Raw genomic sequence first — 13,707 nt, 5'->3', positions numbered from 1 at the left:
GAAATTCCCTCCTCACCTTATTTAATGCGATAATTTGTGGTAGTTATTAAAGCCCCGTTGACCATCGTATTCGTTAGCATCGGATAACCATCATCCATTCTTTCGATTATGAGGATATCAGCCCTTTTGCCAGCTCTAATCGAACCCAGTTCGTCATCGATTCGTACTGCTTTTGCTGGATTAAGTGTGACCATCATAAACATTTGGTGCAAATCATTTCCATGCTTCTCACTTAAATCAAATATCGCATGCAGTAAAGCTGCTGGATAATAATCACTGCATAGTATACTGACACAATTATGATCAATCGCTTCAGTAGCTGATAAATTTCCAGAGTGGGAACCGCCGAGCAACACATTTGGAGCTCCAACAATTGTTTGTAAGCCCATTTCTTTTGCCTTTTTCGCAACATCTAATGTAATTGGAAATTCACTTATAGTAGTTCCAAAGGCTTTTACTAATTCTAATTTCTTACTATCATCGTCATCATGTGAAGCTACTGCAATACCTTTAGCTATAGCGATGTCTACTATCTCTTTGATTTCTTCAATCGTCATAAATTCACTATTTTGCCGTTCAGCAATGATGGTTTGCACATCTTCATCTGTCAAATCACGATAGCCCTGCAATGTTTTACTGTATATTTCTAAGTTACGATACTGTCCTTGCCCCGGAGTATGATCCATAAATGATAATAAATGTACTTTGTTGTCTTCTATATTTCTAACTAAACGATCCACCCCGTCGATATTGTCAATCTCAAAACGAGCATGCAAACGGTGGCGAATAAGATGCAGCTCATTATGTGTTGCATCAATGGCATCCACCAACCGTTGAACATTTTCCGGATAGCGCATCGGTTTATGTGTGAAAACATCTTCACGATAAAAAGAAAGAGAATGAAACATCGTCGTAATCCCATGGCTGATTAATATCTTTTCTGCTTCTCTTAAACTAATATTGAAATCCATCATACTTGTCGGCCTAGGGGATGCGATGGTCTCAATATAATCAGAATGAATGTCAATAAAACCCGGGGATATGTATCCTCCCTTTGCATCTATCCGTTCCACATTCTGATAATTTACAACTTCCTCTTCAGGAATTAGTTCTTGGATAATTTCACCTTCAACAACGACAGCATATCCATCTATAATTTCTTCTTCTGTAATAACTTTCCCATTATGAATAATGTACATAGTTGCCACCTCCTGTTAATGTGTGTTCAAAAGCTGCTAAAGATCGGGACAAAAAGATTCACCGTCAATGATTTTTGAACAACCTCTATAGTAATGAATAAACTAATTGCTGCGTATACGCATGCTGTGGATCTTCTAGAATTTGGTCTGTCAATCCGTCTTCAATAATGGCACCATTAAGCATGACAACCGTACGATCTGCCAGCATTCGTATAACTGCCAAATCATGGGAGACAACAATCATACTGATTCCTAATTCTCGTTGAATTTTTTTAATTAAATCCAACACACTTGCCTGTACGGACAAATCAAGACCTGTTGTTACCTCATCTAAAAACAGAACAGGTGGATTATTGGATAATGCTTTGGCAATTTGAACACGTTGCTGCATACCACCTGAAAAATTACGGGGTTCTTCTTTCATGCGAAAGTGTGAAATGTGGACACTTTCCAATAAAGTTTTACTTGTTGCTTCCATTTCCGATACATTGCGTTTGCCAGCCGCAATTAATTTCTCTGCGATATTACCAACTGACGAGAAATTCATTTTCAACCCGTGAACAGGATTTTGATAAACCATCCCGTATTTATGATTCCGAACATAACGTTTTTTTTGATTAGATAACTCAAAAACATTCTCACCATCTAGTCCAGGATCTTTGATATATACTTCGCCTGATGTCACGTCTGCATCAAAGTACAAGCATTGCATCATCGTTGATTTTCCGCTTCCGCTTTCACCAACTATACCGAGAATTTCTCCTGAAAATAAATCAAATGAAATACCCTGACAAGCATATACAGTGCCACAATTTGGACAGTAGTTTTTTTCTAGCTTTCTAGATTCTGCTTGTTCACAGTACTGGCACCCCTGACCGAATTGCTTGTGCAAATTCCGAACACGTAATAGCGGTTCTTCATGCATAACTGTTTTCCACCTCATCTTTCCACTTCTTATTTAGTCGCTCCGTACAGTAGCTTGTATCGTTGCATTGATAAATCGCTTCGCCCGAATCTGGGTCAACTAATTCGTCCATAAAAACATCCGTTGCTCCACATAAGTGACAGTGCTGCCCTTCAAAAGATTCAATCGTAAATGGATAGTCTTCAAAAGCAAGAGATTCAACGTCCGTATAGGGTGGTACGGCATATATTTTCTTCTCCCTCCCCGCACCAAGTAGAATTAGAGCTTCTGATTGATGCATCTTTTGATTATCAAACCTCGGAATCGGACTAGGCGCCATGACATAGCGATGGTTAACATATACAGGATGATCTGCATCCGTAGCTGTTTTCCCATATTTCATAATTTGTTCGAATAACGTAAGCCATGCTCCGCTATACTCATCTTCTGAATGGAGTCTTTTTGTCATATATTCGCTAGCTTCTACATTACGAAGCGGTTCCGGGGTTGGGACCTGCAAAATGAGAATTTGATCTTTTGTTAAAGACACTTCTGGAATACGATGTCTTGACTGAATTAAGGATGCCTCCTGCGTACGATCTGTTAACTCTACCTTCGTTGTTTCCTTTACTAACTTCTTGATACTTACCGCATTTACTGATTCGTCTGCACCCTGGTCAATGACCTTCAGCACATCCTGTTTTCCAATGATAGACAAGGTAATTTGCAGACCACCCGTTCCCCAACCGCGAGCAATTGGCATCTCCCTTGATGCAAATGGCACCTGATAACCTGGTATAGCGACAGCTTTTAAAATGGCACGACGGATTTCCTTTTTGGATCCTTCATCGAAAAATGCAAAGTGATTTTTAATTTTCATTTTTCTGCACCCCCTTCTTTACTTGACGGATACTGTCCAGCTTTGATTGGAATGTAACATAGTGTGGTAATTTTAAATGTGAAATAAAGCCTGTTGATTCAACTGAATCAATGTGTAATAAAACAAATTCTTCATCATGTGTTGGAAAATCAAATTCCGGATGCTCAAGACACTGATCTAATATACTCATTGCAATAGCTTTCGTTTCATTTTGTCCATAGCAAACCCCATAACCTATTTCAAAGTCCAGATCATCTTCATTGTTCTCATTTTTCACCGTTACAGGGACAAACGATTCTACTTCAGTCACTTTAATGTCTCCAATATAAAAGTCCTCTTCGGAACCTTTTTCCATTTCGTTTGGATGCTCGACATAAATAGGCAATGATCCGATGCGTACTTCTCCAACGGTTGGATGAACTTGCCCATATCCGCGCAATGAAGCGTAACCTAAAGATGTAACTGCGCCTGTCTGACCACGTGTCAACACTTGTAATCTAGCACTTCGGGGTGCAGGAAACTGCAAACTGTCCTTTGTAACATCCACTGGTGAAGTGTTGTCTGCTTCATATTTTTCAAATAGTCCTTCCTCACGTAAATAATCTACTACTTTTGGAAAATACTGCACATCATCGAATACAGCGATATTTTTCAGTCCATTTTTATAATCCTGTAACCACTGCTTGTTCGCTTTTGCGTTCTCTTCTATTAAGTTAAAATCCAGTAACCGATGCGTATAATCATTTGTAGTGCCCAACAATTGTCCCCCCGGAATATCTTTAAAACTTGCTGAGATCCGGCGTTCAGTTAACATCGATTCAGATTTAACCGTCTGACTGTAATAGAGACGAGGTAATGTAGAACGATGTGCGCGCATTAAGAAAACTGCCTCTTCCATGCTTCCTTCCGCCTGCTTAATAGACAATGCAGCTAAGTATGGTGCATACAAGCTGCTTTCAGACATCACCTGATCCACCATCGCACCCATTGTGGACAAAATCGTATTGATTTCTATGATTTCCTCGCCCTTTAAACGGTCATACTTTAACCGATTAATAGAAGCATCAATGGCTATCGTTCCACCTTTCACTGCAACATAACCCATTATTTCACCCCCATCAGTTCTACAGAAGTTGTCCTGGGTACACAGGCGATTTGTGACTTTTCATCTGTAAAAATTAAATCAATACCCAATGGATATTCCTTTATACGTTCATTTCTTGTTTGCCATATCGATGGTGTAAAGCTAACATGGAGCTGTGATGTATGTTTGATACCTGCACCGGCTAATACTAGTTCACCATTATTTGATAAGGGAGAACTCTCTATTATCCAGGTAGCTGAAGCTTGAGGATCTATTAAATTGCCATTTTTACATTCTTTCATAGCACGTACTATTGATTGTTCGGTATCATCATGTAAAACAATGATATAGTCAGCCTTGTTAATCGGTGCAAATCTTGCAAGCGTATATTCTGAAATTTTTTCAATTAAATCCTGGTGGTTTACTGAAAGAATATGAAATGTCACTTCTGCATCCAGTAGTGTCAGTGCACTAACTAGAGTTGCGTCGTAACAAGGAAGCTTGTAGTCTGTATGCACAGCCACTTCCTGAATCGATGAAATCGTACCCGGTCTGGACATGCTGTGTAATAATTTTCGATATACTTCCTGCAAATCATGTACCTGATCAATCGCCATACTATCTCTCCTGACCTTGTAAATTTGTCTTAATTACACATCCATCGTTTCGAAATTAACTTTCGTTTTGAACAGCTCTGCTTGTTCTTTCGCTTTCTTTTTTGTAAAGTGCTTCTCGGCTTCAATTAGTTGCGTGCTCCATTCTTTCGTCTCTTGAAGGTTAGCTTTATAGGCCGCATCAATAATTGCTAGATATCTAGCAAGTTCTTCATGCATACCTTTAACAATGCCAATACCGATGTTTTGATTAATCTCCACTTTCGCTTCCGTAACAAGAACCTCTCCAATATAGAATAATGAGTTCTTTGCGGATTCCTGCATCTTGATCATGGTTAACCCATATTGCGGGGCAACAATTTCCTGACATTCATAGTTATGAGTGATCGTTTCTGCAAACATTTGAGCTAAACTGGTATCTCCCTGAACTAAAATTTCTGTTCTTCTACGCCTTTTCATTATAAGATGCAGCCTCCTTTACAAATTCATCTTAACTTGTCGCCAAGTTGTTGTGTTTTAAGATATCGTAAAGTATTTGTAAAAGTGTCTTAACATTTAAGGAAATTAAAAAACAGGCAAGAAACCAGAGAAGGCTTCAAACCTGTTTTAATTAATCCATCGTAATATCATATTTAAACTTGTCACTTCGATATAAAATCTTTGTATGTTCCAACACATTGTTTGAATTCACATCGATACAATCACTTTCGACAACGATGAGCGGCACCATACTACCACATGATAGAAGTTGCTGCTCGTAGGAAGTTGGAAACGTAACACTTAATAAGCTCTTATTACTAGTGAAATTTTTATAACCTAGCTGCCGATAGTAAGCAAACATCGATTGGATTTCTGGACCGTCTTCCACAATACTGGAAAATCTCGTTTTACTGACAAATGAGTTATGTATGGCAATTGGTGCGTCATTAATATAGCGTATTCTCCCAATTTTATATACGCTCTCTTCTTCATTTGCATTTAATATATGATAAATCTTAGCGTCATAGTTGATTTTTTCACAAAAAATGTTTCGTGTTGTTAGGTCATAACCTAATTGTGTCATTTTATCTGTAAAACTAGTTTTCCCCGTTAGATGCAACTGAATTTGAATAGATTCATCTTTTAAGTAACGACCTTTCCCTTGTTTAGAATAAATATAGCCGCGTTCTTCCAATATTATTAGTGCATTCCTTACTGTCATTCGTGGTACCTTGTATTTTTCTACAAGCTCATTTTCCGACGGTAGCCTTTGCCCGGGTTTTAACGTCTTTGTAACAATGTGATGCATGATATCGTCAATAATTTGGGTTTCTTTATTTGCTGATATAAAAACCATCTCACTTCCTAATTCTAAGGATATTAATGTTGTCTTTGGTCGTTACTATTCTTTTACTCTATCAATTATAACTTAAAAATTGAAGCTCCTTTAAGAACAAAAGAAGCATCAATAAGATAGCTTCTTATTGATGCTTTCCAGTTAATTTTATTTTGTATACCTGTCTTATAAATTTTCATATTACGTTCCTTCCACTATACCCAGCGAGTAGTAACTACTTTCTGACGTGTATAGAAAGCTAATCCATCTTTGCCATTAGCATGCAGATCACCATAGAAGGAATCTTTCCAGCCAGAGAATGGAAAAAATGCCATCGGGGCTGGTACACCAATGTTTACACCAAGCATACCCGCATCAATCGTTTCACGAAATTGCCGTACAGCTCCACCATCTCCCGTAAAAATACATGCACCGTTTGCAAAACGTGACTGGTTTGTTAATTCAACAGCTGAATCAAGGTCTTTTACCCTTACGACTGACAGAATAGGGGCAAAGATTTCATCCTGCCAGATTTTCATTTCAGTCGTTACATGATCGAAAATAGTCGGACCTATAAAATATCCTTTACGTTGAGCATCAATATCGTTACGGCCGTCACGAACTAGATTTGCTCCTTCTTGTTCACCAGATTTGATATAGTTAAGTGTACGTTCTTTATGATTGTCACGGATAACCGGTCCAAGAAATACACCTTCATCCAATCCGTTTCCTATTCTCAGTTCATTTGCTTTTTGATTAAGTAAACCAATAAATTCATCTGCAACGGAATCTTCAACCGCTACTACGGAAGCTGCCATACAGCGTTCTCCCGCAGATCCGAACGCAGCACTAATAATTTGTGTTGTTGCATTGTCTAAGTTGGCATCCCGTAAAACGATAGAATGATTTTTAGCTCCAGAAAGTGCCTGAACACGTTTTAAATTGTCTGTCCCTCTTTTGTAGACGTATTCAGCAACCGGTTGCGAACCTACAAATGAAATAGCTGCTACATCTTTGTGATCCAACAATCCGTTTACCACATCATGTGCGCCATGAACGATATTGAATACACCTTTTGGTAGACCCGCTTCTTCAAGCAATTCTGCTAAACGATTTGCAAGTAGTGGTGTACGTTCAGATGGTTTTAGCACGAATGTATTTCCCGTTACAATTGCCATTGGAAACATCCATGCTGGTACCATCATCGGGAAGTTGAATGGTGTAATACCTCCAATTACTCCAATTGGATAACGATACGTACCGGATTCAAGTCCTGCTGCAATCGATGGTAAATTATCACCCATCATTAAGGACGGTGCACCTGTGGCAAATTCAACATTTTCAATCCCGCGTTGAACCTCACCTTGTGCTTCTTTAAAGCTTTTTCCATTTTCAATGGTTATAATTTTTGCCAGTTCATCCCATTGATCGACGAGTAGTTGCTGATATTTAAATAAAATACGTGCACGTTTCGGAACAGAAACTTCCTTCCACTCTTGGAATGCTCTGTGCGCTACATTCACGGCATTGTTCACATCTTCCTGGGAAGAAATAGGTACATGGGCAATTACTTCTCCTGTTGCCGGATTATATACTTCTTCGGTTTTATCAGCGTTTGCCTCCACCCATTCTCCGCCTACATAGTTTTTCAGTGCTTTTATTTTTGTTTGTGTCATCGTAAATCCTCCAAACTTTAAAATCGTTTATTACTCTAGCATTCCTTGCAAACAAGTTTTAATAGAAACTGTTCACCCTTCTATTTCGTAAAGTACCATTTCCATAGCGAGAAACCTATAATCACTAGAAATGTGATAAATCCATACAGCCATATAGAAAGCATCGGATTAACAAAAATCGCAACTCATCCTTTCCCTAATTTGCTTTTAAGTGTTTTTCTTTAACTTTTTCCACTTCAGCTGATTGCGGTTCTTTCAACACACGTGCCAGTACAATAATCGTAGCGATACCTATTAATGTTGCGACTGCTCCTGCTGTCATCGTACTTGGGATGATACCTCCAAAGTAGATTACAAGATAAGACAGCAAACCAACAACCATCGAAAGTTCTGCAGCTCTTGCTGGGGCTTTTTTCTTTCCATAGACCGCATACAGTATTGGCCCCATTGTTCCCGCAGCTACACCGGAAATTCCAATCCACATGACAGATCCCATATAAACAGGTGGATTTAGCACGATCAGAAATGCAGCTAAACCAATTAGGGGGACTGTCATGCGACTGATTTGAAGCGCAATCTTCTGCGCTTTTTGATCACTAACATTGATAATTCCTCTTTTAACTAGAACTTTAAGAAAAATATCATTGGCGAACACGGTCGAAATAGAAACAAATAAACCATCTGTTGTTGACATAGCAGCAGCTAGAATAACAACTCCAAAAAGCGCTACGATAATGGCTGGAAAAGCCCAAACTGCATATTCCATTAGTGCTAGGTCAGCAGCAACAACATTATCGCCAAGTGCTGCCCTGCTGTACAATCCCCCGAAGAGAACAACAAGAGAGAATGTAGCGGCGATAACATAAGTCAGAATCATTTTCCCGAGATCCTTTTCATTTTTCAATCCAAGAACCTTGTTGAACAAGTGGGGAGCCGAGGCAAACGCCCACTGGATAATAATTGCACCGAATATGACACCGATAGAATAAAAGTGGGTCGAGTCTGGATTAAATACCTTTACTAAATTAACATCCTGGGCGGCTAACTTTTGGGTAATGCCATTGAATGTTGAAGCAATGCTCCCTTCCCAGAAAATGATGATACCGGAAACAAACACAAACGTACCACCTATACCCATCATGATAGCTTGGACAGCATCTGTGTAAATATCGGCAAATGCCCCACCAGCGAAAACATAAAGAACGACGATTGCTGCAATAAAAATCAATCCACCCGTATAGGACATACCAAGCAAGTATTGAAAAATACGTGCACCTGCAACAAATTGTGCCGCTATATAAAAAATATTAAAGAGCAAAATTATGCCTGTTCCAACCCGCAAGATATCACTTTTATAAAAGTCACCTAACCAGTCTGGCAATGAAAGGGATTTTTGCCCTGTATTCAGTTTTCTAACCCTTTTGGCTACCATTAATACCCCAATTGGCCCTCCACCAATGATTGCCAAAAACAGCCAAAGGTTTGATAGCCCCCAGTCATGGGACCAACCTGGGTATCCGAGAAATGTAGCGGCGCTTAAATAAGTTGCTGCAAAAGACAGGCCAAGTACATATGGACCTAAACTTGCACCGCCAGTAGCAAAATCACTTACACTTTTTGTTTTTTTGGCACTCACATAACCGAGGACGAACATAACAACCAGAAATATAACAAAACCTATCCATGTATATAGTGTTAAAGTACTCATTTTTCTCTCCTTTCACGTTCATTTATTTGAGCTAATAGGAATTGGTCTCCTAACCCTATTGAGTTTGAATGATGCCAAGTTTTTTTGCGGGATGATTATCAGGTAAGTGAACATGTCCTTTTCCAAACATATTCTCCCTTAATGTTTTTCCTTCATATTCCCTCCGATAAATCCCACGGTCCTGCAGTTCAGGTACGACGTAATCAACAAACTCCTGAAAAGTACCTGGCGAATAAGTCTGGGCAATATTGAAGCCATCCGCATCGCCCTCACTCGCCCATTCTTCAATCTTGTCCGCAATTTGTTCTGGTGTGCCGATAAACTTCACGGTTCCATTGCCAAGACCATGATTTTTAATGGCTTCTCGCAATGTCCATTTTTTATTCGGATCTTTTGCATACATATCCAGATTCCCCTGAACCGCTTCTGTCTCCATATCCTCAATGTATTGATCCGGATCATATTTGGAGAAGTCAATACCCGTATGGCCGGATAAGAGTGATGCCGTTCCTTCATAGCTAACATGATTAGTCAGATCCTCGTAGTTTGCATACGCTTCTTCCTCGGTTGATCCGATAATCGGCAGAATCATTGGGAAGATGCGTATATCATCCGGATTTCTACCCTGCAGCTTCGTCCGTTTGCGTATATCTGCGGTATATTGCTTTAATGCATCCAGGGAGTGATTTTTTGTAAAAACAGCTTCCGCATGTTTGGCAGCGAAATCTCTTCCTTTTGGAGAAGCCCCTGCTTGAAACAAAACTGGTGTACGCTGGGGTGATGGTTCAACCAAATGGGGACCTGGTACATTGAAAAACTCACCTACATGATTGATCAAATGAACCTTATCGGGATTAGCAAATGTATCACTTTCTTTGTCAGTAATAACGGCATCGTTTTCCCAGCTGTGCTCCCATAGCTTATAGACGACTTCCAGAAATTCATCCGCGCGGTCATATCTAAGTTCCTTTGGTAGCCGCTCAGAAAGCCCAAGATTAACCGCTTCACTTTCCAGGTACGATGTCACCACATTCCATGCGACCCTCCCTCTTGTTAAATGGTCAAGCGTCGACAACTGACGTGCCAATGCGTAAGGCTGTGCATATGTAGCAGATATTGTTGGCGCAAAACCCAGATTTTCAGTCACGGCTGCCATGGCTGAAATTGGAATCAGCGGATCGTGGGCTGGAAGCTGTACAGCATTTTTTACAGCAGCTTGATGGCTATTTTCATATACGCTGTATGTTCCAAGTACATCAGCAATAAATAACGCATCAAATTTCCCACGTTCCAGCGTTAGTGCCGCTTCTACCCAATAGGATAAACTGTTATGGTTTGTACCCTGATCCTTGTCATGTTTCCATAATCCCGTTGAGTGCGGGGAAGGTGAACTTTGGATAAATCCATTTAAATGAATTTGTTTTGCCATACATCAACACTCCTATATAAAATATTTTTGAATAATTTACGTGGATTCTTTATTCAGCATCATAAGCATTTAATGCATTCACACTATGAGCAATTGCAGATCCTGCTTTTAATGCGACTGCAACGAAAATTGCTTCTGAGATCTCTTCTAGACTCGCCCCTGTTTTCTTGGCGTTTTTTGTATGCAGGTCGATACAATAGGCGCATCCTGTTGCATGAGCAGACGCTACTGCAATTAATTCTTTTTCTTTTTCCGTTAGCTTCTCAGCTTTGATGGCCTTTTTATCAAAATCAAGAAAAGCTTGAAAGGTATAGCCATTCAGTTTGGAAAATTCTTTGAGTCGATCAAAATAGGAAGCTTTATATAACTCCTCATCGCCTTTCCCATCAAAAGCATTCAACGCATTAACACTGTGAGCAGCTGCCGAACCCGCCTTCAATGCAGTTGCCACAAAGATTGCTTCTGCCACTTCCTCTTTTGTAGCCTCATTTTTCTTCACATTTCCCACATGCAGTTCGATGCAATACGGGCATCCGGTTATATGCGCAACCGCAACGGCAATCAATTCCTTCAATTTGATTGACAACTTTCCCTCGGCTAATGCTCGGTCGTTAAATGCAAAAAAAGCTTTAAATGATTCTGGTGCATACTCTTTCAATTCAGTAATCCGCCCGAAATAAGATTTCTTATATAAACTGTCTGTTTTTGTGATAGTCAATGTAATCTCTCCTTCTTTTTTTGTTAAATTTTAAATGAATAAATGGGACTGAATTATATTTCCACCTCCTACCATTACTCACTTTTCCTACGTGATTACTTGGTTATAAAAAGATAAGTAGGTGCCAACGTTTATCCACAGCCTCATTGAAATCAAAAAAACCTCTCCCGATGAGGAAGAGGTTTTAATTTCATTACACACACCATCTCATCTTTCAAGCAAATGCTTGCTGGAATTAGCACCTTGTTAAAAATAACGGTTGCTGCGGGATTATAGGACCAGACTCCTCCCCCGACTCTTGATAAGGAAATATCTATTCAATTAAAAGATTGTACATATCATATCGAATACAGAAAAAACTGTCAAGTAGGAATTTTATATTTATAAAAATAGTTTGCAAAACTAAACAAGTTTAACTGATGGAATACTGGCTATACGTACATATGAATATAAAAAAAGGCTTCCATCAAGTTAGTGACTTGATGAAAGACCTCTTCATAAATTCATCTTTAAAATTATCTTCATTACTCTATAATGTACCCACATATGGAATACTGTAGTATCAAGTTCTATTAGTTATTACCTATTTAACTAAGTCATACCCTGGGATCAAAGCTAATCGAACCTGCTATCCATATTTATTTAAGGTGACTAATATCCGTTTCAGGCATCTCTTCAGGTAAGCCATGTTTTTTCTCGGACTCTGTGACATAGACAGCACACGCAGCGTCACCTGTGATATTGATAGCTGTACGTGTCATGTCCAGTAAACGGTCTATCCCAATAATGAGTGCAATCCCTTCAACTGGCAGGGATACTTGGTTAAGAACCATCGCAAGCATGATAAGTCCTACACCTGGAACACCTGCCGTACCAATACTAGCTAACACAGCTGTAACGACAACCATAATTAATTGTGTGAATGCTAAATCAGTGCCGTAAACTTGGGCAATGAAAATCGTTGCTACACCCTGCATGATAGCTGTACCATCCATATTAATGGTGGCGCCTAATGGCTGGACAAAACCACTGATCGATTTAGGTACCCCCAAGTTTTCCTGAGCTACTTTCATTGAAACCGGCAGTGTTGAACTACTGCTGGATGTACTAAATCCAACTGTTGCTGCAGGAAAGAAGCCTTTAAAAAAGCGGATCGGATTCATCTTACCAAGTATGAAAACAGCGCTTCCATAGACGACAAAAGCGTGTATAAATAATGCGAGTAAGACGACAAGCATGTAGGCTGCCATCGCTTTTGCACCGTCAAGTCCCATTTGGCCGATAGCAGAAGCTAATAATCCAAAGGCACCATATGGAGCAAATCGCATAATTAAATTAACAAGGAACATCATAATTTCATTTCCCTGTTCAATTATCCTCGTTACTCCCTCTACCTTTTTACCAAGCATCGTCAGTGCAAATCCGATAAAAATAGAAAACGCAATAATTTGCAGCATATTCCCTTCAGCCATCGACTGGATAGGGTTCGTAGGAATGATATTTGTAAACGTTTCAACTACTGCTGGAGCTTCTTGACTTTCGTATTCTGCCCCAGATGTATCAATCCCTGTGTTTCCAGGCTCGAAAAGATAAGCTAAACCGATTGCTATTACGAGGGCGATCGTTGTAGTTACTAAGAAAAAGCCAATCGTTTTCGTACCTATACGTCCTAATTTCTTCGGATCACCCAGTGCAGCTACACCTAAAGTAATAGAGAAAAACACGATTGGAACAACTAACATTTTAATTAAATTTAGAAAGATTGTTCCAAGTGGACCAAAAACGTAGGCATCCAAAGTATCAAATAAGTCCGGGGCTAAGAAATGCAAAGCTAAACCTACGATAGCTCCGAGAGCAAGTCCTATCAATATTTTTGCTGTTAGTTTCATAAATCTACCTCCTGTGTATTTTCTTGTTGTCTATAAAAATATCATAATTAGAAAACTTGGCTTATCCCCAAGCTTTTAATGGCGAAAGTCTAAGTGAATTCTTATGCTGTGATGAAGTGAAAAGGAAACACGCCCCTTTATAGGGGTGTGCCGACGCCTGAGCGCAAGCCCGCTTTTAGTCGGCCTTCCATTTAACAACCGGTATTGACTTATCGTACGAAGGTGAAGGAAGTCCAATAGGCGCAGGGCACTAGTGCTAGACAGAGACTTTCGTTTATACTTTACTTGCTC

The 13,707-nt window shown here is 39.5% G+C and carries 12 protein-coding genes and 1 riboswitch; all 12 genes read right to left on the bottom strand.

What is annotated here, in order from left to right:
- Window positions 1-17: 17 nt before the first annotated feature.
- Entirely contained in the window at window positions 18-1,199 is a 1,182-nt protein-coding gene (phnM, locus tag LG329_RS13110; protein ID WP_404451258.1) for a phosphonate metabolism protein PhnM, read from the bottom strand.
- Window positions 1,200-1,284: 85 nt separating this feature from the next.
- Window positions 1,285-2,124 (bottom strand): ATP-binding cassette domain-containing protein, encoded by an 840-nt coding sequence (locus tag LG329_RS13105; RefSeq protein ID WP_404451257.1) that lies wholly within the window; start codon window positions 2,122-2,124, stop codon window positions 1,285-1,287.
- Entirely contained in the window at window positions 2,117-2,983 is an 867-nt protein-coding gene (locus tag LG329_RS13100; protein WP_404451256.1) for an alpha-D-ribose 1-methylphosphonate 5-phosphate C-P-lyase PhnJ, read from the bottom strand. Before LG329_RS13100 ends, LG329_RS13105 begins: the two co-directional genes overlap by 8 nt.
- Complete coding sequence (locus LG329_RS13095; protein ID WP_404451255.1) at window positions 2,973-4,088, bottom strand: carbon-phosphorus lyase complex subunit PhnI; 1,116 nt, start codon at window positions 4,086-4,088, stop codon at window positions 2,973-2,975. The genes LG329_RS13100 and LG329_RS13095 overlap by 11 nt, the downstream gene beginning before the upstream one ends.
- On the bottom strand, window positions 4,088-4,684 hold the full coding sequence (gene phnH, locus LG329_RS13090) for a phosphonate C-P lyase system protein PhnH (RefSeq protein WP_404451254.1): 597 nt from the start codon (window positions 4,682-4,684) through the stop codon (window positions 4,088-4,090). The genes LG329_RS13095 and phnH overlap by 1 nt, the downstream gene beginning before the upstream one ends.
- 33 nt (window positions 4,685-4,717) lie before the next feature.
- On the bottom strand, window positions 4,718-5,140 hold the full coding sequence (gene phnG / locus LG329_RS13085; RefSeq protein ID WP_404451252.1) for a phosphonate C-P lyase system protein PhnG: 423 nt from the start codon (window positions 5,138-5,140) through the stop codon (window positions 4,718-4,720).
- 151 nt (window positions 5,141-5,291) lie between these two features.
- Window positions 5,292-6,017: a GntR family transcriptional regulator gene (locus tag LG329_RS13080; RefSeq protein ID WP_404451251.1), complete on the bottom strand. Its 726-nt coding sequence runs from the start codon at window positions 6,015-6,017 to the stop codon at window positions 5,292-5,294.
- 194 nt (window positions 6,018-6,211) lie between these two features.
- Entirely contained in the window at window positions 6,212-7,672 is a 1,461-nt protein-coding gene (locus LG329_RS13075) for a CoA-acylating methylmalonate-semialdehyde dehydrogenase (protein ID WP_404451250.1), read from the bottom strand.
- 196 nt (window positions 7,673-7,868) lie between these two features.
- The gene (locus LG329_RS13070) at window positions 7,869-9,380 is read right to left on the bottom strand and encodes a sodium:solute symporter (protein WP_404451249.1); all 1,512 of its coding nucleotides are present in this window, start codon (window positions 9,378-9,380) and stop codon (window positions 7,869-7,871) included.
- A gap of 55 nt (window positions 9,381-9,435) precedes the next feature.
- Window positions 9,436-10,809: an LLM class flavin-dependent oxidoreductase gene (locus LG329_RS13065; RefSeq protein ID WP_404451248.1), complete on the bottom strand. Its 1,374-nt coding sequence runs from the start codon at window positions 10,807-10,809 to the stop codon at window positions 9,436-9,438.
- Window positions 10,810-10,858: 49 nt separating this feature from the next.
- A complete protein-coding gene (locus tag LG329_RS13060) occupies window positions 10,859-11,527 on the bottom strand; it encodes a carboxymuconolactone decarboxylase family protein (RefSeq protein WP_404451247.1) in 669 nt (222 codons plus the stop codon).
- A 204-nt stretch (window positions 11,528-11,731) separates the two neighbouring features.
- Window positions 11,732-11,835, bottom strand: a riboswitch (SAM riboswitch).
- Window positions 11,836-12,165: 330 nt separating this feature from the next.
- The gene (locus LG329_RS13055) at window positions 12,166-13,416 is read right to left on the bottom strand and encodes a dicarboxylate/amino acid:cation symporter (protein WP_404451246.1); all 1,251 of its coding nucleotides are present in this window, start codon (window positions 13,414-13,416) and stop codon (window positions 12,166-12,168) included.
- Window positions 13,417-13,707: the final 291 nt, after the last annotated feature.

The sequence above is a fragment of the Virgibacillus necropolis genome (assembly GCF_044793635.1).
In the GTDB taxonomy this organism is placed as follows: Bacteria; Bacillota; Bacilli; order Bacillales; family Amphibacillaceae; genus Virgibacillus_F; species Virgibacillus_F necropolis_A.
The sequence above is the reverse complement of the archived record's forward strand: the minus strand, read 5'-3'. Positions and strand labels throughout refer to the sequence as shown.